The organism is Leclercia sp. W17, assembly GCF_003336325.1.
In the GTDB taxonomy this organism is placed as follows: Bacteria; Pseudomonadota; Gammaproteobacteria; order Enterobacterales; family Enterobacteriaceae; genus Enterobacter.
Genome location: NZ_CP031101.1, coordinates 2,894,005 through 2,913,950, shown reverse-complemented (window position 1 = coordinate 2,913,950; position 19,946 = coordinate 2,894,005). Strand labels below are relative to the sequence as shown.

Sequence of the window (19,946 nt, the reverse complement as noted above, 5' to 3'; positions counted from 1 at the left end):
ATGACCGGCGGTGGCGTTAACTGTTGCTGGTGGCAGATTGCTTATGGAAAAGCTCTCTGAATACCGGATAGATATCGTCCTGGTCGCGAATGTGCTGCATCGCGAAGTTATCAAACGTGCTTTGCAGATGTTCATACTCACGCCACAGCGTCTGGTGGGCGCGGCGGGTGATCTCGATATAACTGTAGTAACGCACCACAGGCAGCAATTTTTTCGCCAGAATTTCATGGCACAGCGGCGAATCGTCTGCCCAGTTATCACCGTCCGACGCCTGAGCAGCATAGATGTTCCACTGCGCCGGGTCGTAACGCTCTTTCACCACTTCATCCATCAGCTTCAGGGCACTGGAAACGATAGTACCGCCCGTCTCCTGTGAGTAGAAGAACTCATGCTCATCCACCTCCTTGGCCTGGGTGTGATGGCGAATATAGACCACTTCCACGTTCTTATAGGTTCGGCTCAGGAAGAGATAGAGCAGAATATAAAAGCGCTTGGCCATATCTTTGGTGGCCTGATCCATCGAGCCGGAAACGTCCATCAGGCAGAACATCACCGCCTGGCTTGAAGGTTCGGGACGCTTTTCATAGTTCTTGTAACGCAGGTCAAAGGTGTCGATAAACGGCACGCGCTCGATTTTGGCGCGTAGTTCGGCGATCTCTTTGCGTAAACGTTCCTCTTCCAGCAGCTGCGCTGGCTCGCTTTTCGCCACGATATCCAGGCTTGCTTCCAGCTCGCGCAGTTCACGCCGTTTGCCCGCGGTCATGGCGGTACGGCGCGCCAGTGAGTTCTGCAGCGAACGTACCACGCTGATATTTGCCGGCACGCCGTTGGCGGTAAAACCGGCCCGATGGGTTTTGTATTCGTTTAACTGACGATGCTGGTTCTTCTTCAGATTCGGCAGGGCCAAATCCTCAAACAGCAGATCCAGATACTCATCTTTGGAGATCTGAAACACAAATTCGTCCTGACCTTCACCGTCCTGGCTGGCCTGCCCCTGACCACTGCCGCCGCCACCACCGCCCCCTTGTGGACGTTCAATACGGTCATTTTGCACAAAATGGTCATTACCGGGATGAACGCGATGGCGCAAACCACCGCGTCCCTGATGGAACATCGGTTCGCTAATATCATCCGTCGGGATAGAGACGGACTCCCCGCTGTCTACGTCGGTCACCGAACGCTTGTTAATGGCCTCGGAGATCGACTGTTTGATTTGCGCTTTATAACGACGCAAGAAGCGCTGGCGATTCACCGTGCTCTTGTTTTTGCCGTTAAGACGCCGGTCAATAAACCAGGTCATATGCCCCCCGTACTGCATTTGCCAACTTTCAGTGCCCGTAAGTGCCGGATAGCGCTGACGCTTATCCGGCCTACGGAACATTGTTGTAGGCCCGGCAAGCTACGTGCCGCCGGGCTTTTTGGGCTGTTAAGACGACTTACGCACGCGCAGGTACCATTCGCAGAGCAGGCGAACCTGTTTGCGGGTGTAACCTTTCTCCATCATGCGGTCGACAAAATCGTCGTGCTTTTTCTGCTCGTCAGTTGAGGTTTTGGCATTGAACGAAATGACCGGCAACAGCTCTTCGGTATTGGAGAACATTTTCTTCTCAATAACGGTGCGCAGTTTTTCGTAGCTGGTCCAGTTTGGATTCCGTCCGCTGAAGTTCGCTCTGGCGCGTAGCACGAAGTTGACGATCTCATTACGGAAGTCTTTCGGGTTACTGATCCCGGCAGGCTTCTCGATTTTCTCCAGTTCCGCATTCAGTGACTCGCGGTCAAACAGCTGGCCGGTATCCGGGTCGCGGTACTCCTGATCCTGGATCCAGAAATCGGCATAGGTGACATAGCGGTCAAAAATGTTCTGCCCGTATTCGGAGTAAGATTCCAGATAGGCGGTCTGGATCTCTTTGCCAATAAACTCGGCATATTTCGGGATCAGATAGCCTTTCAGGAACTCCAGATAACGTTCAGCCTGCTCCTGCGGGAACTGTTCACGCTCAATCTGCTGCTCCAGTACATAGAAGAGGTGTACCGGGTTAGCGGCCACTTCGGTGTGGTCAAAGTTGAACACACGGGAGAGAATTTTGAACGCGAAACGCGTGGAGAGACCGTTCATCCCTTCATCGACACCGGCGTAGTCACGATACTCCTGATAGGATTTCGCTTTCGGGTCCGTATCTTTCAGGCTTTCACCGTCGTAAACACGCATTTTCGAGTAAATGCTGGAGTTTTCTGGCTCTTTCAGGCGCGACAGGATTGAGAAGCGCGACAGCGTCTCCAGGGTCCCCGGGGCACAAGGGGCATGAACCAGCTCACTGTGGTTAAGCAGTTTTTCGTAAATCTTGATCTCTTCGGAGATCCGCAGGCAGTAAGGCACTTTGACGATGTAAACACGGTCAAGGAACGCCTCGTTGTTTTTATTGTTTCTGAACTGAACCCATTCAGATTCGTTGGAGTGCGCCAGGATAATGCCGTTAAACGGCAGGGCGGAAATACCTTCCGTCCCGTTGTAGTTACCTTCCTGGGTTGCCGTCAACAGCGGATGCAGCACCTTAATCGGCGCTTTAAACATCTCGACGAACTCCATAATCCCCTGGTTGGCGCGGCACAGCGCACCGGAATAGCCGTATGCGTCAGGATCGTTTTGCGCGTGGTTTTCCAGTTTACGGATATCCACTTTACCTACCAGCGCAGAGATATCCTGGTTGTTCTCATCACCCGGTTCAGTTTTGGCAATCGCAATCTGCTCCAGAATGGATGGCCATACTTTCACCACGCGGAATTTAGTGATATCACCGCCAAATTCATGCAGGCGTTTCGCTGCCCAGGGCGACATGATCGTCCCGAGATAGCGGCGAGGAATGCCGTACTCTTTATCCAGTATCTGCGCATCTTCCTGCGGGTTAAACAGACACAGCGGATGATCGTTAACCGGGCTGCGTTCACCGTTGGCGCTCAGCACGTAAATCGGCACGCGCTGCATCAACGATTTCAGCCGCTCGGCCAGCGAGGATTTACCGCCGCCAACGGGACCCAACAGATACAAAATCTGTTTCTTCTCTTCCAGACCCTGAGCAGCATGTTTCAGATAAGAGACAATCTGCTCGATGGCATCTTCCATGCCGTAAAATTCTTCAAACGCAGGATATCGGGCGACGACCCGATTCGAAAACAGACGGGAAAGCCGTGGCTCCTGGGCAGTATCAACCATATTTGGCTCACCGATAGCCATCAATAGTCGTTCCGCCGCATTGGCATAAGCACTGCGATCTTGCCGGCAGATGGTAAGAAACTCCTGCAGTGTGAACTCTTCGTCCTTGGCAGCTTCATAACGCTGGCGATAGTGATCGAATATATTCATGGCATGCCGTCCTTTCGTTTTTTAGCACAGGAAAAGAGCCGTTCATATGAATAGTAGAGGCTCCCGGAAGCGGGATCCGTTGCACCTCACTGCCAGAGCAGCAACCCGTGTGCCAGGTCGGGCGGCTGAAACTGCGGGGTGATCAGGTATTCAGCTTCTTAAAATTAAGCGTAGATGGCATTTGCAAAACTTGCATGTATGCAAAAACTAATTTCAATGACATATCAATAACTCATCCAAAAAAATAGCCAAATCTTAAAGGTCAAACACACTTCTTTCACTGAACGGTAATGCGCGTGACAGCGTTTCGTCATCTGTCGCAAACAAAATAGTCGGTTAATCAAAATGATTAGGAGACAAAAAATTTTGAGCAATGGGGGGGATGACGGTTACACTTCACACGCTGATTATTTGACTACAGGAAAGAATGGATTGTGACCAAACTCAAACTTCTGGCACTGGGGATTATCGTTGCCACCTCAGTGAGTACAGCATACGCGGAGAATCAGTGGTCAATTGGTGCTGGTGTCGGCGTAATCAATAGCCCTTATAAACAGTACGATCGTGATTTCTACCCGGTTCCGGTTATCACCTATGAAGGCGATAATTTCTGGTTCCGTGGGCTGGGCGGTGGCTACTATCTGTGGAACGACCAGACCGATAAACTCTCCATCATGGCTTATTACGACCCGACGCACTTCAAGCCAGGCGACAGCGATAACTATCGGCTTCGCCAGCTCGACAAACGTAAGACCACTATGATGGCGGGCGTTTCCTGGGTCCATAACACCGAATATGGTTTCCTGCGCACCGCCCTGGCTGGCGACACGCTCGACAACAGCAACGGTTATATCTGGGATCTGGCGTGGTTGTACCGTTACACCAACGGCGGGCTGACGCTCACCCCGGGTATTGGTCTGGAGTACAGCAGCGACAACTACAACGACTACTATTATGGCGTGTCCCATAAAGAATCACGCCGCAGCGGCCTGCATAGCTATGATGCAGACGATGGCTGGAGCCCGTACCTGGAGCTGACCGCCAGCTATAAGTTTGCCTCTGACTGGAACGTCTACGCTACGGGCCGTTATAACCGCCTGAGTGACGAGGTGAAGGATAGCCCGATGGTCGATAAGTCCTGGACCGGTCTGATGTCGATGGGTGTGACTTACAGTTTCTGATTGTGCATTTGTACTGCGCAATTTGTGCATCATAACGGGGCCCTTGGGCCCCGTTTGTTTTAGGGTGGTGCAGACAAACAGGAGCATATTATGAGCGAAAAAACCGTCAACTTTGGCGACAACAGGGTGCTTGCGGCCATCGGTCAGGGCACCTGGTATATGGGTGAAAAGGCAAGCCAGCGCCGCCAGGAGAGCGATGCCTTACGGGCAGGCATTGACCGCGGGCTAACGCTGATTGATACCGCCGAGATGTATGCCGAGGGCGGGGCGGAAGAGGTGGTTGGCGAGGCGATTAAGGGCCAGCGCGATAAGGTCTTTCTGGTCTCCAAAGTCTACCCGTGGAATGCCGGTGGCAAAAAAGGGATTGCCGCCTGTGAAGCCAGCCTGCGCCGTCTGGGCACCGATCATATTGACCTCTATCTGCTGCACTGGCGGGGAAATTACGCTCTGGCAGAGACTGTTGAACTGATGGAGACGCTGCAACAGCAGGGCAAAATTGGCCGCTGGGGCGTCTCGAACCTTGATTATGCGGATATGCAGGAGCTGGGACAGGTGCCGGGTGGGCAGGCCTGTGCCACCGATCAGGTGCTCTACCATCTGGCCTCGCGCGGTATCGAATATGATCTGTTGCCCTGGTGCCAGCAGCAGTCGATGCCGGTGATGGCCTATTGCCCGCTGGCGCAGGCCGGGCGACTGCGCGCCGGGCTGATGAATCACCCGGTGGTCAATGCGATTGCCAAAGAGTACAACGCCACGGCGGCCCAGGTGCTGCTGGCGTGGGTGATCGGTCACCCTGGGGTGATGGCGATCCCGAAGGCGTCATCAATCATGCATGTGGAAGAGAACGCGGGCGCGCTGGGTATTACCCTCTCAGCAGAGGCGTTACAGAAGCTGGATGCCACCTTCCCGGCGCCGAAAAACAAAACGGCATTAGACGTGGTGTGAAGTGGACGTCATGCCCTCTCAGCATGGAGAGGGCAAGGGCAGGGCATTAACGCTTCACAATGTGAATGGTCTGTCCCAGACGGGTCGGTTTCTCTTCCGTCGCTTTTTGCGGTTCGCTGACGCAGGCGGTCTCTACGCAGACAAAGGTTTTATAACCGTCATCCGGCATATCGCCCATGCTGACTGACAACGCCGGGCCAGGGTTCCAGCCAACCACGTTACTGTGGTGGTGATGAATAACTTCAATGGCGCGGTTCAGGGAGGTATCTTCGATAACGCTGCACGCTTCCGGGTTCAGATAGACGCGGTCGGTACGATCCGGGAAGGTCTGTGCGCCGTCGGTCAGTCGGCCTTCTTTCGCATTATCCACTTTGTCGATAAAGGTATCGCCAAGACCATTCACCGTGACGGCAGCGATATCGCCGACGTTGAAATAGGTGTGCAGAGCGGAAGTGGTTTCAAATTCACCGTGCGCTTCCAGTTCGATCTCGCAGGTTTTACCCAGCTTAAAGCGGGCATAGAGAGTGAAGTCGTGCGGCCAGAGTTTGCGCGTTTCATCATCGCTTTGCAGCTCAAAGGTTAACACCACGCCAGACTCATCTTCGTTGTGCGCTTTCAGCGTCCACGGCAGGTTGCGGGCAAAACCGTGCGATGGCAGACCCTCCTGCGCCGCCGGGCCAAACCACGGCCAGCAGATTGGTACGCCGCCACGAATAGCGGCCCCTTTTTTAAAGGAGGTGATATCGCTTAGCCACAGCGCTTCCATCTCACCTTCCGGCTGCCAGGAGAGCAGGTGCGCGCCGTGCAGGGCAACAGAAGCCTGAACTTGCGGATGGTCAACTACGATCACTTCAACATCGTCAATCTGACGGCGGGAAAGCACAGGGGTAAGCTGTTCGACTACCGGAAGTGCAAAAAATGTTTTAATCATTACGCAATCCTCTGTCTTTAAAGCAAAAAAAAGGCGACCAGGGGTCGCCTTTTTGGATCAATTTCTCATCTCACTTATTTGGAGATGTGAGCGATCAGGTCCAGAACTTTGTTAGAGTAGCCGGTTTCGTTGTCGTACCAGGAAACCAGTTTCACGAAGTTGTCGTTCAGTGCGATACCTGCTTTAGCATCGAACACGGAAGTGCAAACTTCGCCGTTGAAATCGGTAGAAACAACGTCGTCTTCGGTGTAACCCAGAACGCCTTTCATTGGGCCTTCAGAAGCCGCTTTGATTGCTTTCTTGATTTCTTCGTAGCTTGCTGCTTTTTCCAGACGAACGGTCAGGTCAACAACAGATACGTTTGGAGTTGGAACGCGGAACGCCATACCAGTCAGTTTGCCGTTCAGTTCTGGCAGAACTTTACCTACAGCTTTAGCTGCGCCGGTAGAAGATGGGATGATGTTCTGAGCTGCGCCGCGGCCGCCGCGCCAGTCTTTGTGAGACGGGCCGTCAACGGTTTTCTGAGTCGCGGTGGTTGCGTGAACAGTAGTCATCAGACCTTCGATGATGCCGAAGTTGTCGTTGATAACTTTTGCCAGCGGAGCCAGGCAGTTAGTGGTGCAGGATGCGTTAGAAACGATGTCCTGGCCAGCGTAAGTTTCGAAGTTAGCACCACGAACGAACATTGGGGTGTTGTCTTTGGAAGGACCGGTCAGAACAACTTTTTTCGCGCCAGCGGTGATGTGCTTACGCGCAGTTTCGTCGGTCAGGAAGATACCGGTTGCTTCAGCAACAACGTCAACACCGATTTCGTTCCATTTCAGGTTAGCTGGGTCTTTTTCAGCAGTAACACGGATGGTTTTGCCATTAACAACCAGGTGGCCGTCTTTCACTTCAACGGTGCCGTTGAAACGACCGTGAGTTGAGTCGTACTTCAGCATGTATGCCATGTACTCAGCGTCTAACAGATCGTTGATGCCAACGATTTCGATGTCAGAACGTTCCTGCGCAGCACGGAAAACAATACGGCCGATACGGCCAAAACCGTTGATACCTACTTTGATAGTCATATATTCCACCAGCTATTTGTTAGTGAATAAAAGGTTGCGTGTAAAATTACAAAAACCTTACGCAGCGTCAAGCGGAATCGTGTCAATCATTGCGACAAATCAATCCTTAGCATTAGCTTTGCTCGATTGACCTACCTCACATTCCCTTGGAGCTTGCACCCATATGGGGCCTGCGCACGGAATTTTAAAGGGCTGCCCACATAAAAACGTGGAGTAGATCACATTTGTCTGACCGCCTCTGCGCAACGAGTAAGTTTAGATCAAAAGTTCATACTTCAGTGTTAATGTTTTGTTAGAATCGACAGTAAAAGTTGTCTGTTTCAACTGCGAGATGTAAGCCTATGTCGAATCAACATAACCCCGATGAACTGAAAAAAAACCTCACCGAAATGCAGTTCTACGTGACGCAAAATCACGGGACGGAACCGCCGTTTACCGGGCGTCTGCTGCATAACAAAAGGGACGGTGTTTACCACTGCCTGGTCTGCGACGCTGCGCTGTTTAACTCCCAGAGCAAATACGATTCTGGCTGTGGCTGGCCAAGCTTCTATGAACCGGTCAGTGAAGAGGCCATTCACTATCTGAAGGACCTCAGCCACGGTATGGAGCGCATCGAGATCCGCTGCGGAAACTGTGACGCCCATCTCGGTCACGTCTTCCCGGATGGCCCACAGCCGACAGGCGAGCGTTTTTGCGTCAATTCCGCCTCCTTAAGCTTCACCGACGACGAGAATGGCGACCAGACGAAAGGCTGAAAAATCGATTCAGCAAATTATTCCTTCGGAGCCCGATTTAACATGAATATTGAAGAGATGATCAATGGCATGACGCCGGAAGTTTATCAGCGTCTGGTTACGGCGGTAGAGCTTGGCAAATGGGCCGATGGCGTGGCCCTGACCCCGGAGCAGAAAGAGAATTGCCTGCAACTGGTGATGCTCTGGCAGGCGCGCAATAACACCGAAGCGCAGCATATGACCATCGACACCCAGGGCCAGATGGTGATGAAAAGCAAACAGCAGCTGAAGGAAGATTTTGGTATTGCACCGAAGCCGATTGCGACGCTGAAGGTCCAGTAAGCAGAACCATTGCAGCCCGGTGAATGGCTCACCGGGCCTGTTTAACGTTACGGGTGTTTTATCCCCAGCGACTCGGCCAGCTGCTTCGCCAGCTGGTTATTGTCATCCGCCCCGTACTCCCAGAACATGGCCCCGGCCAGACCTTTCTCTTTGATATACTCGGCTTTGATCGCCACCGAGCGCGGATTTTCATACGACAGGGCAAACAGCGGATTGCCATTATCGGACTTCACCGACAGCCACGGCACTTTCGCCTCATCGTCCCACTGCTCGGTAAACCGTTTCTGCGGATCGTTTAAAAACGTCTTCACAATGTCGTTGTATTTCACGTAGGTATCTTTGGTCAGATCGTAGCCCAGTGATTTGAACAGGGCGATCTGCTGTGCGCTGAAATAGGGTTGGGTCGCGGGATTTTTCTGCGCGTCCGGTTTGCTCCAGTCGATACCCGGCTCGACGGCGCGTTTCGGCACGCGACCATAGAAGCCGATACCCAGGTTCATCTGCTGCGGCTTCAGCCCGGCGGCCAGATAGTTGTTCACCACATAGTCGACGCTGTATTTATCCGCGGCGGCCACGGTCGGCCAGGCGCTGGAGTCATACAGGTTGGCGTTAAAATACTGGGTGCCATACGCCATGTCGTAGGTCATCAGGTTGATGTAATCGAGCAGAGGCGCCACTGCTTTCACGTCCACCCAGCTTTTCGGGCTCTCGGCGTTAGCGCCCACCGCGATGGTCACCAGTTTTTTATGTCCGAACGCGGCACGCAGTTCTTTCAGCAGGGCGGTAAAGTTAGCCCGGTCTTCTGGCTTGCTGGCGACCAGCCCCCATGCGCCGTTAACCGGAAATTCCCAGTCGAGATCGATCCCCTCGAGGCCATATTTCTCTACGATCGACTGGGCGGAGCGGATAAACACCGCGCGGGTTTCCGGGGTGGATGCCGCGCCCGAGAAGCCACGCGCGCCCCAGCCACCGACAGAGAGGAGCACCTTGAGAGCGGGGTTTTGTTTACGCAGGACAGGGAGCAAAGCCAGATCGGCTTCAACCTTAGGGGATAACCAGATTTGATGCAGTTTAGCGGGGTCTCTTAACGCCGGATTGGTTTCGTCTTTTTCGTCGTTATAGATCAGGCCAAAGGAGTAGTTCAGATGGGTGATCTGGCGCACGTCCAGTTTATTGATATCCCCGCCCGGCCCGGCGGTGACGTCGCCGCCGCCGTTAAAATAGCCGACGGACATCAGCGAACTGGCGGAAGCAATGGATGCGCAAAGCAGGGGTAAAGCTGCCAGCAAGGGCAAACGTTTCATAGCAATTCCTCTTCAATTTTGACGATAAAAAAAGCACGCCACGTAAGGGCGTGGCGAAAAAAATGCCAAAAAAGAATAACATCGCCGTCTCGCTGAGAGTGCGAGGCAGTTCACTTTATGAGACTTAATGAGAATTATGCCCGGCGGCGCTGGCGCTTGCACGGGCCTACGGGTGACGGGGTTTTGCCCGGCGGCGCTGCGCTTGCACGGCCCTACGGGTGACGGGGTTTTGTCCGGCGGCGCTGCGCTTGCACGGGCCTACGGGTGGCGGGGTTTTGCCCGGCGGCGCTGGCGCTTGCACGGGCCTACGGGGTTTGTAGGCCGGGTAAGGCGTAGCCGCCACCCGGCACAAGGCTATCAGGCCTGCGTCTCTTGCCAGTCCGCCAGCGTATACAGAGTGGCACCTTCCGCCGCCATATCCATAAACGCCTGGGCGCTGTCCTGGCGCTGAATATTCACCCCGCGACAACCGTCGGTAATGACGTTCACCCGGTAACCCAGCTGCAACGCATCCAGCACGGTAAATTTCACGCAGTAGTCCGTCGCCAGCCCCATCACAATCAGCTCCACGATTTCGTGATGGCGCAGCCACTGATCCAGCCCCGTTTTTTGTCGGTGCCCATTGTCGAAAAAGGCGCTATAGCTGTCGATGTCAGGGTTTTCACCCTTCTGGAACACCGCGTCAATGGCTTTACTGTTAAGCAGAGGATGCAGCTCGGCACCTTCGGTGTGCTGCACGCAGTGATCGGGCCAGAAGGTTTGTGGCAGGCCGTCCAGTTCGCCTTCGGTGAAGGGCTCAACATCATGCTGGCTGGCAAAACTGCCGTGATCCGCCGGGTGCCAGTCCTGGCTGGCAACCACCGCTTCACCGCGCGCCTTACACCATGCAATCAGTTCGTTGGCGATGTCGACCGTGCTGTCGCCTTCGGCCACCGCCAGCGCGCCGCCTGCACAAAAATCATTCTGTAAATCGACCAGTAACAGGGCTCGTTGCTTCATAGGAACTCCTTATTCGTCTGGCGTCAGTTCGCCACGCAGGTTTTGCATCATCGCGGTGCGGATCGCCTGCACATCCAGATCCTGACTGAGTAAGTAGTGAAGTTTAGTCAGCGTGGCCTCGACCGTCATATCGAATCCGCTCACTACCCCCGCTTGCGCCAGGGCGTTACCGGTGGCATAGCCGCCCATATTTACCTTACCGGACATACACTGGGTCAGGTTCACCACCACAATCCCGCGGCTGCTCGCCTCCTGAAGCTCTTTCAGGAACTCGCCGTTCTGCGGGGCGTTACCCACGCCGTAGGAGCGCAGGATCAGCGCTTTCACCGGCTGACGCAGGAAGTTGCGTACCACCTCGGCGGAGATACCCGGGTAGATCGTCACCACGCCAATCGGCTGCGGGGTGATCGGATGGACCACCAGCTCGCCGGAGGTGTGCGGCGCCGGAGGCGTACCGAGGCGGCGAATATGAATACCCGCTTCCAGCAGTGGCGTGAGGTTGGGTGAGGCAAAGGCGTCAAAGCCGTCCGCGTGGGCCTTGGTGGTACGGTTGCCGCGGTAGAGGCGGTTATTGAAGAACAGGCTCACTTCGTTAATTGGGAAATTGGCCGCCACGTAAAGGGAGTTAAGCAGATTGATCTGGCCGTCGGAACGCAGCTCCGCCAGCGGGATCTGCGACCCGGTGACGATCACCGGCTTGCTGAGGTTTTCCAGCATAAAAGAGAGCGCCGAGGCGGTAAAGGCCATGGTGTCGGTGCCGTGCAGGATCACAAAGCCATCGTAGTCGTCGTAGTGCGCTTTAATGTCGTCGGCAATATGCTGCCAGTCTTCCGGGGTCATGTCGGAAGAGTCCATCAGCGGATCATATTCGTGAATGGTGAAGTCCGGCATCTCCGGGCGATGGAATTCAGGCATTAATGCCAGCTGGCGCTGCAGGTGGCCAGATACCGGGATGTAGCCATTTTCTGAACGCTGCATACCGATGGTACCGCCGGTATAGGCCACATAAATTGATTTCTTTTGCATGATGTAAGGTTCGTTTGCTTCAAAGAAAAATCCCCTCTTTGCGGAAGAGGGGATGAGATTTAACGTACGTTAGCGCAGGTAAGGCAGAACGCGTAGCGGTTTTGCGGATCGTTAAAGGCGGCCAGCTTGTCGCCCTCGGCTTTGACCGCTTTCGCCGCCGTGGCGACCGGAGCGGGCAGGTAAGCCTGCAGCGCGTCTGGCAGCATGGCTTTTACCGAGCCGGAGACGCTGTCCATTACGAGATCCATGAAGGTTGGCTCATCCTGATAGAAGTCGACGTGCCACTGCTTCAGCTTCGCCAGTTCAGCAGCTTTGGCGACGGCATCATCGAAGTCGCCCAGGTTATCCACCAGACCGTTGCTCTTCGCATCCTGACCCGTCCAGACATGACCCTGAGCAATCTGGTCGATCTGTTCCGGGGTTCGCTTACGGGAGTCGGCCACCAGAGTGATGAAGCGCTTATAGCCATTCTCAATGCTGAGCTGCATCATCTGCGACACTTCCGGCGGTAACGCTTTGGTCACGGCGATGTCGGCCAGCGGCGACGTGGCGACGCCATCGGTATGCACCCCCAGATAGTCGAGGCTGTTTTCAACGGTGTTAATCACCCCGAAGATGCCAATCGAGCCGGTAAGGGTGCTCGGGTTCGCCACGATGTAGTTCGCCGGGGTGGAGATCCAGTAGCCACCGGATGCTGCCATACCGCCCATGGAGACCACTACCGGTTTCCCGGCGGCGCGCGCGGCTGCCAGCTCAGCGCGGATCACTTCCGATGCGCTGACGCTGCCGCCCGGGCTGTTAACCCGCAGCACAATCGCTTTCACTTTCGGGTCGAGACGCGCGTCGCGGATCTGCGCGGCAGTGGTATCGCCACCGACGTTGCCCGGCGTCTCTTCGCCATCCATGATTGCGCCGTTCGCGAAGACCACAGCGATGCTGTCTCCGGTATCGGCACGTTTTTTCGCCTGATAATCATAGAAACTGATGGCGCTGTAGTTCTTCTCCTCTTTGCTCCAGCCGAACTGTTTGGTCAGGGACTTTTCAATTTCGGCGCTTGAGCCCAGGGCATCCACCAGCTTGTTATCCAGCGCATATTTCGCGGTATCGCCATCAACCTTACGCAGCCCATCCAGCACGCCCTGGGCGCCCGGGAATACCTGCTCGGTGGTGATCTGGCGGTTAGCGGCCACGGTGCTGAGGTAGTTCTGCCACAGTTCGCCAATCCAGCGGCTGTCCGCTTCACGGGCGGCAGGGGACATATCGTCGCGGATAAATGGCTCAACGGCAGATTTATAGGTCCCGACGCGGAAGACGTGGGTGGTGACCTTCAGCTTATCGAGCAGCGATTTGTAATAGAGGCCGTTGGTGGCAAAACCGTGCAGATCGACGGCGCCCTGCGGCGAGAGCCACACTTTATTGGCAAAGCTCGCCAGATAGTACTGCCCCTGGCTGTAGTTATCGCCCACCGCAATCACCGGTTTGCCGCTGTCGCGGAATTCCCGCAGCGCTTTACCGATATACTGCATCGAAGGCTGATCTGCCCCGGCAAAATTTTTCAGATCCAGAACGATGCCGGTGATGTTGCGATCGTCCTTCGCCTGACGAATGGCGTCGACGATATCGAACAGCGAGTTTTCCTGCAGACGGTCGCCGCTGGCGCCAAACAGCTGGCGGCCCAGCACGCCAAGGCGATTGCTGGTGGACGGTTTATCCACCACCACGCCGGCGATATCCAGCAGCAGCGCGCCACGCACGGCGCTCTGACTCTGGCTGGAGGCGCTGAGGTGCATCCAGACACCGACGCAAACTATCACAAACAGGATGAAAAAGAGGTTCATCACCAGGTTGCGGACGAAATTCAGCAGTCGCCACGTCCATTTAAAAAAGCCGGCAAACAGTCGCCAGAGGGTTCGCATGTATTCTCCCTGTCCAGATAATTACCTATTCCGTCGCTACTGGACGGCGTTGTCGGGCTATCGTAATGACCCGACCGTCACTTGTCAGCAGGAATCGCCTGCTACGCTGTAACAAAATCTGCCGTCGTGTTAATTTTGAGTAAATTTCAAGACAGGAGTTAACCCAATGGATGCACTCGAACTGCTTGTTAACCGTCGTAGCGCGGCGCGTCTGGCGGAGCCCGCGCCAGCAGGCGAACAGCTGGAGAATATTCTTCGCGCCGGAATGCGCGCCCCGGATCACGGTACCTTGCAGCCGTGGCACTTCTTTATCATCGAAGGGGAAGGGCGCGAGCGCTTCAGCGCCCTGCTGGAGAAGGGCGCTGTTGCCGCCGGGCAGGATGAAAAAGCGATTGAGAAAGCCCGTAACGCGCCGTTCCGCGCACCGATGATTATCGCCGTGGTCGCGAAATGCCAGCCGCAGCACAAGGTGCCTGTGTGGGAGCAGGAGATGTCCGCGGGCTGCGCGGTCATGGCGATGCAGATGGCGGCGGTCGCCCAGGGCTATAACGGTATCTGGCGCAGCGGCGCACTGACCGACAGCCCGGTGGTTCGCGAAGGCCTCGACTGTGGCGCAGACGATAAAATCGTCGGTTTCCTCTATCTGGGCACCCCGCAGCTTAAAGCCTCAACTACCGTTTCCGTGCCTGACACCGCGCCGTTTGTCACCCGTTTCTGATTAATGGCATAAAACTGTCTGGATCCTGAGCAAGTGCAGCAGAATTCAGACAGTCATACTTATCACTTAATGGAATGAGCGCTAACATAGTGCAATTGTAATGAAAGGAGATTGTCATGAGCGAGCAAGCCATTCGTTTAACGCAATACAGCCATGGAGCCGGTTGCGGTTGTAAAATTTCCCCCAAAGTGCTGGAAACCATTCTGCACAGCGAGCAGGCGAAGTTTATCGACCCGAACCTGCTTGTTGGCAATGAAACCCGCGATGATGCTGCCGTCTACGATCTGGGTAACGGCACCAGCATTATCAGCACCACCGATTTCTTTATGCCGATCGTCGACAATCCCTACGATTTCGGGCGCATTGCGGCCACGAACGCCATCAGCGACATTTTTGCGATGGGCGGTAAGCCGATCATGGCGATTGCGATCCTTGGCTGGCCGATTAACACCCTGGCCCCGGAGATCGCCCGCGACGTGATCGAGGGCGGGCGTTTCGCCTGCCAGCAGGCCGGGATCGCCCTGGCGGGTGGCCACTCCATTGATGCCCCGGAGCCGATTTTTGGCCTGGCGGTGACCGGCGTGGTGCCCACGGAGCGCGTCAAGCGCAACAGCACCGCGGAAGCGGGCTGCAAGCTGTTCCTCACCAAGCCGCTGGGCATTGGCGTGCTCACCACCGCCGAGAAAAAATCGCTGCTGTTGCCTGAGCACAAAGGGCTGGCGACCGAGGTGATGTGCCAGATGAACCTTGCTGGTGCTGCCTTTGCCAACATCGAGGGCGTGAAGGCGATGACCGACGTCACCGGTTTTGGCCTGCTGGGCCACCTGAGCGAAGTGTGCCAGGGCGCAGGCGTGCAGGCGCAGGTCTGGTATCAGGACGTGCCGAAGCTGCCTGGCGTGGAAGCCTATATTGCGCAAGGCGCGGTCCCGGGTGGCACACAGCGTAACTTCGCCAGCTACGGCCATCTGATGGGCGAGATGCCTGCCGAGTGGCGCGATCTGCTGTGCGATCCGCAGACCTCCGGCGGCCTGCTGCTGGCGGTGACCCCGGAGGCAGAGGCCGAAGTCCAGGCGACCGCCGCGGAGTTCGGTATTACCCTGACCGCCATCGGCGAGCTGGTCACCGCCCGCGGTGGCCGTCCGATGATTGAGATCCGTTAATTCAATGCGGTTATTTATTGCCGAAAAACCCAGCCTCGCCCGGGCAATTGCGGATGTATTACCCAAACCGCATCGCAAGGGTGACGGCTACATTGAGTGCGGAAACGGGCAGGTGGTCACCTGGTGTATCGGCCACCTGCTGGAGCAGGCCCAGCCGGATGCCTACGACAGCCGCTATGCGCGCTGGAATCTTAACGATCTGCCCATCGTGCCGGAGAAGTGGCAGCTGCAGCCGCGCCCGTCGGTCACCAAACAGCTCAACGTCATTAAGCGGTTGCTGAACGAGGCATCCGAGGTGATCCACGCCGGTGACCCGGACAGGGAAGGGCAACTGCTGGTGGACGAGGTGCTGGATTACCTGAACCTCGCGCCGGAAAAACGCCAGCAGGTGCAGCGCTGTCTGATTAACGACCTTAACCCGCAGGCGGTAGAGCGGGCCATCACCCGTCTGCGCGCCAACAGCGAGTTTGTCCCGCTGTGCGTGTCGGCGCTGGCCCGCGCCCGCGCTGACTGGCTCTACGGCATCAACATGACCCGCGCCTATACCATTCTCGGGCGCAACGCGGGTTATCAGGGGGTGCTCTCCGTTGGCCGGGTGCAGACGCCGGTGCTGGGGCTGGTGGTGCGTCGCGACGAAGAGATCGAGAACTTTGTCGCCAAAGACTTCTTCGAAGTAAAAGCCCATATTGTCACCCCGAAAGACGAACGTTTTACCGCAGTCTGGCAGCCGAGCGAGGCCTGCGAACCCTATCAGGATGAAGAGGGACGCCTGCTGCATCGTCCGCTGGCCGATCATGTGGTGACCCGCATCCAGGGCCAGCCCGCCGTCGTTACCAGCTATAACGATAAACGGGAATCAGAACCCGCGCCGCTGCCGTTCTCCCTTTCTGCTTTGCAGATTGAGGCGGCAAAACGCTACGGCCTGAGCGCGCAAAACGTGCTCGATATCTGCCAGAAGCTGTATGAAACGCACAAACTCATTACCTACCCGCGTTCCGACAGCCGCTACCTGCCGGAAGAGCATTTCGCCGGGCGCCACGCGGTGCTGAACGCCATTGCCGTACACGCCCCCGATCTCGTGCCACAGCCGGCGGTCAACCCGGATACCCGCAACCGCTGCTGGGACGATAAAAAGGTGGATGCCCACCACGCCATCATTCCCACCGCGCGCAGCAGTTCCGTCAACCTGACGGATAACGAATCGAAGATCTATACCCTCGTGGCCCGCCAGTATCTGATGCAGTTCTGCCCGGATGCGGTGTTCCGCAAGTGCGTCATTGAGCTGGAGATCGCCAAAGGCAAGTTTATTGCCAAGGCGCGTTTTCTGGCCGAAGCGGGCTGGCGCGCGCTGCTGGGCAATAAAGAGCGGGACGAGGAGAACGACGGCACGCCGCTGCCGGTGGTGAAAAAAGAGGATGAATTGCTGTGCGAGAAGGGCGAAGTGATGGAGCGACAGACCCAGCCGCCGCGGCACTTTACCGACGCCACGCTGCTCTCCGCAATGACCGGTATCGCCCGTTTTGTGCAGGATAAAGATCTGAAGAAGATCCTCCGCGCCACTGACGGCCTGGGAACCGAAGCGACCCGCGCCGGGATCATCGAGCTGCTGTTCAAACGCGGTTTTCTGCACAAGAAAGGGCGCTATATCCACGCGACGGACGCTGGCCGGGCGCTGATCCACTCCCTGCCGGAGATGGCCGCCAGGCCAGACATGACCGCCCACTGGGAGTCGGTGCTGACGCAAATCAGTGAAAAGCAGTGTCGCTATCAGGACTTTATGCAGCCGCTGGTGGGTACGCTGTTCGATCTGATCAACCAGGCGCGAAACACGTCAGTGAGGGATTTTCGCGGTATGGTGGCGCCGGGCGGCGATAAGAAGAAAAAGTTTAAGAAGAAGAGTGCGGCGTAAAGAATTGCCGGGTGGCGCTGCGCTTACCCGGCCTACGGTTCGTACTTTTATAGGCCGGGTAAGGCGTAGCCGCCACCCGGCACAGCCACAGAATCAGATCACACCCTGACCCATCATCGCATCCGCGACTTTCACAAACCCGGCGATGTTCGCGCCGCGCACGTAGTTGGTCTGCTTCTCTTCCCCGCCGTACTCGACGCAGGCGTGGTGAATATCCAGCATGATGTGGTGCAGACGCGCATCCACTTTCTCCGCCTTCCAGCCCATGCGTGCGGCGTTTTGCGCCATTTCGAGGCCAGAGGTCGCCACGCCGCCAGCGTTAGCCGCTTTACCCGGGGCGAACAGCACGCCCGCTTCCAGGAACAGGTCGGTGGCTTCAATGGTGGTGGGCATGTTGGCCCCTTCAGCCACCGCTTTCACGCCGTTGGCGATCAGCTGGCGCGCGGCATCAACATCCAGTTCGTTCTGGGTGGCGCAAGGCAGGGCAATATCCACCGGCACTGACCACGGCTGTTTGCCTTCAAGGTAGGTCAGACCGAATTCACGGGCATAGTCGGCCACGCGACCGTCGCGGCTGGCTTTGATTTCGCACAGGCGCGCCAGTTTTTCGGTTGTGAAGCCCGCTTCATCCACCACTGTGCCGCTGGAGTCGGAGGCGGTGATGACGCGCGCGCCGAACTGCATCGCTTTTTCGATAGCGTACTGTGCCACGTTGCCGGAGCCGGATACGGCGACGCGCATGCCCTCAAAGCTCATCCCATGACGCTTCAGCATCGCTTCAGTAAAATAGACCAGACCGTAACCGGTGGCTTCCGGGCGGATCAGGCTGCCGCCGAAGGAGAGGCCTTTCCCGGTAAAGACGCAGGCGCTGTTGTTGGAGAGTTTTTTCATCATCCCGGCCATAAAGCCCACTTCGCGTCCGCCAACCCCGATATCGCCGGCCGGGACGTCGGTGTCGGCGCCCAGGTGACGATAGAGTTCCGTCATCAGCGCCTGGCAGAAACGCATCACTTCGCCTTCGCTTTTGCCTTTTGGATCAAAATCGCTGCCGCCTTTACCGCCGCCCATCGGCAGGGTGGTGAGGGCATTTTTAAAGGTCTGTTCAAAGCCGAGGAACTTCAGAATCGACAGGTTTACCGACGGATGGAAACGCATGCCCCCCTTGAATGGGCCGATCGCCGAGTTGAACTGTACGCGCCAGGCACGGTTGACCTGCACCTGGTTACGGTCATCAACCCAGACCACGCGGAACTGGATCACACGCTCGGGTTCCACCAGGCGCTCAAGCAGGGACATCTGACGGTAGCGGGGATTTTGTTCCAGAAATGGCCAGAGAGTGGTCATCACTTCACGAACTGCCTGAGCAAATTCGCTCTGATGCGGGTCACGCTGCTGAACACGATTCAGAAAGGAGTCAAGGGAGCAAGCCTGGTCCATAACTATAAGTTCCTCTAATATATTGGGATTATTTAATTTGTAACAAATATCTTCGTGATGTTGTGTTTTTCGACTATACCACCCGACAGGCTTTGTGACGCAAGCTAAATTTCGTCCTCAAGTTAAATTCATTAAACGCGCCGGGTCATAATAAAAAACGATGACCGAGGGGGGATTAAAGCTCCGCGCTGTTTTTACCGTTATAGTGAATATCAGAACATAACAGGAAGAAGCGTCGATGAAGCGTATTGTGATGGCTGTTTTGCTTGGGGTTTTCGCGGCTGGCAGTCAGGCCGATCAGCGGTTTGGAACCGGGGTGGATGTGAATATCCCGCCGGAGATCTTTAGCTCCAGCGGTCAGCGTCCGCCGCCGTGCAACCAGTGCTGTATCTATCAGGATCAGAACTATTCAGAAGGGGCGGTGGTAAAAGCCGAGGGAGTCTTGTTGCAGTGCCAGCGCGATCCTAACGCTCTGAGTACGAATCCTCTGGTGTGGCGTCGCGTAAGAGAATAAACGCCTGTAACAAAGGGATATCCGCCGGGGCGAGATCGTAGCCCAGCGCCTCGTGCGGTGAACACCATACCAGCTGGCTGTGATAGCGCGTTTCCGGCGTGCCGGTGAATTCCGCGACGTGCCAGGCGTGTAGGTTAATCAGTCGCTGGGACACTTCCCGTTGATGGCTGGCGATATACTTTGCGGGGCAGGCCTCAATGCCTAACTCCTCGCGCAGTTCACGCACTAACGCCGCGGGCTGGGTTTCCCCCGCCTCCACTTTTCCCCCGGCAAACTCCCACAGACCGGGCTGATCCGCATGCAGCGGGCGTTGCGCCAGTAAAATTTTGCCATCCCGTTCGAGAATAGCGCAGACAACATCGAGTGTTTTTAGCATGGTCGTCAATAATGGTTGAGAGA

18 protein-coding genes are annotated in these 19,946 nt (G+C 56.0%); 8 read left to right on the top strand and 10 right to left on the bottom strand.

The window, feature by feature from the left end:
• Nucleotides 1-16 precede the first annotated feature (16 nt).
• Together DVA44_RS14380 and yeaG are read right to left on the bottom strand one after the other, a co-directional pair.
• Entirely contained in the window at nt 17-1,300 is a 1,284-nt protein-coding gene (locus tag DVA44_RS14380) for a YeaH/YhbH family protein (RefSeq protein ID WP_103823926.1), read from the bottom strand.
• Between the two features lie 126 nt (nt 1,301-1,426).
• Nucleotides 1,427-3,361: a protein kinase YeaG gene (gene yeaG, locus DVA44_RS14375; protein ID WP_103179251.1), complete on the bottom strand. Its 1,935-nt coding sequence runs from the start codon at nt 3,359-3,361 to the stop codon at nt 1,427-1,429.
• 434 nt (nt 3,362-3,795) lie between these two features.
• Between yeaG and DVA44_RS14370 the strand changes: the two genes are divergently transcribed.
• Together DVA44_RS14370 and DVA44_RS14365 are read left to right on the top strand one after the other, a co-directional pair.
• Nucleotides 3,796-4,542 carry a MipA/OmpV family protein gene (locus tag DVA44_RS14370; protein ID WP_114387341.1) on the top strand — a complete coding sequence of 249 codons (747 nt, stop codon included), beginning with the start codon at nt 3,796-3,798 and terminating at the stop codon, nt 4,540-4,542.
• 90 nt (nt 4,543-4,632) lie between these two features.
• Complete coding sequence (locus tag DVA44_RS14365; protein WP_114387340.1) at nt 4,633-5,487, top strand: aldo/keto reductase; 855 nt, start codon at nt 4,633-4,635, stop codon at nt 5,485-5,487.
• 46 nt (nt 5,488-5,533) lie between these two features.
• Here the strand turns inward: DVA44_RS14365 and DVA44_RS14360 are convergent, their stop codons facing one another.
• Nucleotides 5,534-6,418 (bottom strand): D-hexose-6-phosphate mutarotase, encoded by an 885-nt coding sequence (locus DVA44_RS14360; protein WP_114387339.1) that lies wholly within the window; start codon nt 6,416-6,418, stop codon nt 5,534-5,536.
• 74 nt (nt 6,419-6,492) lie between these two features.
• Nucleotides 6,493-7,488 (bottom strand): glyceraldehyde-3-phosphate dehydrogenase, encoded by a 996-nt coding sequence (gene gapA, locus DVA44_RS14355; protein ID WP_061495017.1) that lies wholly within the window; start codon nt 7,486-7,488, stop codon nt 6,493-6,495.
• A 341-nt stretch (nt 7,489-7,829) separates the two neighbouring features.
• Here gapA and msrB point away from each other — a divergent pair, with 341 nt between their 5' ends.
• Together msrB and DVA44_RS14340 are read left to right on the top strand one after the other, a co-directional pair.
• Nucleotides 7,830-8,243, top strand: coding sequence for a peptide-methionine (R)-S-oxide reductase MsrB (gene msrB, locus DVA44_RS14345; protein WP_114387338.1), 414 nt, complete (start codon nt 7,830-7,832; stop codon nt 8,241-8,243).
• A gap of 42 nt (nt 8,244-8,285) precedes the next feature.
• Entirely contained in the window at nt 8,286-8,564 is a 279-nt protein-coding gene (locus tag DVA44_RS14340) for a YeaC family protein (protein ID WP_103179257.1), read from the top strand.
• A 47-nt stretch (nt 8,565-8,611) separates the two neighbouring features.
• On the opposite strand, the gene DVA44_RS14335 is transcribed toward DVA44_RS14340, so the two are convergent.
• The 4 genes from DVA44_RS14335 to sppA form a co-directional block, all read right to left on the bottom strand.
• Nucleotides 8,612-9,868, bottom strand: coding sequence for a glycoside hydrolase family 18 protein (locus DVA44_RS14335; protein WP_114387337.1), 1,257 nt, complete (start codon nt 9,866-9,868; stop codon nt 8,612-8,614).
• Between the two features lie 357 nt (nt 9,869-10,225).
• Entirely contained in the window at nt 10,226-10,867 is a 642-nt protein-coding gene (gene pncA / locus DVA44_RS14330) for a bifunctional nicotinamidase/pyrazinamidase (protein ID WP_114315261.1), read from the bottom strand.
• A 9-nt stretch (nt 10,868-10,876) separates the two neighbouring features.
• Nucleotides 10,877-11,893, bottom strand: a complete 1,017-nt coding sequence (gene ansA, locus DVA44_RS14325; protein ID WP_103179260.1) for an asparaginase — start codon at nt 11,891-11,893, stop codon at nt 10,877-10,879.
• Nucleotides 11,894-11,952: 59 nt separating this feature from the next.
• Nucleotides 11,953-13,809 carry a signal peptide peptidase SppA gene (gene sppA, locus DVA44_RS14320; protein ID WP_114387336.1) on the bottom strand — a complete coding sequence of 619 codons (1,857 nt, stop codon included), beginning with the start codon at nt 13,807-13,809 and terminating at the stop codon, nt 11,953-11,955.
• A gap of 166 nt (nt 13,810-13,975) precedes the next feature.
• On the opposite strand from sppA, the gene DVA44_RS14315 reads away from it, so the two are divergent.
• From DVA44_RS14315 to DVA44_RS14305, 3 genes are all read left to right on the top strand, one after another.
• Nucleotides 13,976-14,527, top strand: coding sequence for an NAD(P)H nitroreductase (locus DVA44_RS14315; RefSeq protein WP_114387335.1), 552 nt, complete (start codon nt 13,976-13,978; stop codon nt 14,525-14,527).
• Between the two features lie 116 nt (nt 14,528-14,643).
• Entirely contained in the window at nt 14,644-15,687 is a 1,044-nt protein-coding gene (gene selD, locus DVA44_RS14310) for a selenide, water dikinase SelD (RefSeq protein ID WP_114387334.1), read from the top strand.
• Nucleotides 15,688-15,691: 4 nt separating this feature from the next.
• Nucleotides 15,692-17,596: a DNA topoisomerase III gene (locus DVA44_RS14305; RefSeq protein WP_114387333.1), complete on the top strand. Its 1,905-nt coding sequence runs from the start codon at nt 15,692-15,694 to the stop codon at nt 17,594-17,596.
• A gap of 93 nt (nt 17,597-17,689) precedes the next feature.
• Here DVA44_RS14305 and gdhA read toward each other — a convergent pair whose 3' ends face one another.
• The gene (gdhA, locus tag DVA44_RS14300; protein WP_114387332.1) at nt 17,690-19,033 is read right to left on the bottom strand and encodes an NADP-specific glutamate dehydrogenase; all 1,344 of its coding nucleotides are present in this window, start codon (nt 19,031-19,033) and stop codon (nt 17,690-17,692) included.
• Between the two features lie 238 nt (nt 19,034-19,271).
• On the opposite strand from gdhA, the gene DVA44_RS14295 reads away from it, so the two are divergent.
• Nucleotides 19,272-19,547, top strand: coding sequence for a YnjH family protein (locus DVA44_RS14295; RefSeq protein ID WP_114387331.1), 276 nt, complete (start codon nt 19,272-19,274; stop codon nt 19,545-19,547).
• Here DVA44_RS14295 and DVA44_RS14290 read toward each other — a convergent pair.
• Nucleotides 19,498-19,923, bottom strand: a complete 426-nt coding sequence (locus DVA44_RS14290; RefSeq protein ID WP_114387330.1) for a pyrimidine (deoxy)nucleoside triphosphate diphosphatase — start codon at nt 19,921-19,923, stop codon at nt 19,498-19,500. The genes DVA44_RS14295 and DVA44_RS14290 overlap by 50 nt on opposite strands.
• Nucleotides 19,924-19,946: the final 23 nt, after the last annotated feature.

Bases quoted from the DNA above. Each gene is read 5' to 3' on its own strand.
- DVA44_RS14290 (WP_114387330.1), bottom strand. From the start codon at position 19,923: ATGCTAAAAACACTCGATGTTGTCTGCGCTATTCTCGAACGGGATGGC.
- DVA44_RS14365 (WP_114387340.1), top strand. From the start codon at position 4,633: ATGAGCGAAAAAACCGTCAACTTTGGCGACAACAGGGTGCTTGCGGCC.
- DVA44_RS14315 (WP_114387335.1), top strand. From the start codon at position 13,976: ATGGATGCACTCGAACTGCTTGTTAACCGTCGTAGCGCGGCGCGTCTG.
- yeaG (WP_103179251.1), bottom strand. From the start codon at position 3,361: ATGAATATATTCGATCACTATCGCCAGCGTTATGAAGCTGCCAAGGAC.
- DVA44_RS14305 (WP_114387333.1), top strand. From the start codon at position 15,692: ATGCGGTTATTTATTGCCGAAAAACCCAGCCTCGCCCGGGCAATTGCG.
- DVA44_RS14295 (WP_114387331.1), top strand. From the start codon at position 19,272: ATGAAGCGTATTGTGATGGCTGTTTTGCTTGGGGTTTTCGCGGCTGGC.
- pncA (WP_114315261.1), bottom strand. From the start codon at position 10,867: ATGAAGCAACGAGCCCTGTTACTGGTCGATTTACAGAATGATTTTTGT.
- ansA (WP_103179260.1), bottom strand. From the start codon at position 11,893: ATGCAAAAGAAATCAATTTATGTGGCCTATACCGGCGGTACCATCGGT.
- gdhA (WP_114387332.1), bottom strand. From the start codon at position 19,033: ATGGACCAGGCTTGCTCCCTTGACTCCTTTCTGAATCGTGTTCAGCAG.
- sppA (WP_114387336.1), bottom strand. From the start codon at position 13,809: ATGCGAACCCTCTGGCGACTGTTTGCCGGCTTTTTTAAATGGACGTGG.
- DVA44_RS14360 (WP_114387339.1), bottom strand. From the start codon at position 6,418: ATGATTAAAACATTTTTTGCACTTCCGGTAGTCGAACAGCTTACCCCT.
- msrB (WP_114387338.1), top strand. From the start codon at position 7,830: ATGTCGAATCAACATAACCCCGATGAACTGAAAAAAAACCTCACCGAA.
- DVA44_RS14335 (WP_114387337.1), bottom strand. From the start codon at position 9,868: ATGAAACGTTTGCCCTTGCTGGCAGCTTTACCCCTGCTTTGCGCATCC.
- DVA44_RS14380 (WP_103823926.1), bottom strand. From the start codon at position 1,300: ATGACCTGGTTTATTGACCGGCGTCTTAACGGCAAAAACAAGAGCACG.
- DVA44_RS14340 (WP_103179257.1), top strand. From the start codon at position 8,286: ATGAATATTGAAGAGATGATCAATGGCATGACGCCGGAAGTTTATCAG.
- selD (WP_114387334.1), top strand. From the start codon at position 14,644: ATGAGCGAGCAAGCCATTCGTTTAACGCAATACAGCCATGGAGCCGGT.
- gapA (WP_061495017.1), bottom strand. From the start codon at position 7,488: ATGACTATCAAAGTAGGTATCAACGGTTTTGGCCGTATCGGCCGTATT.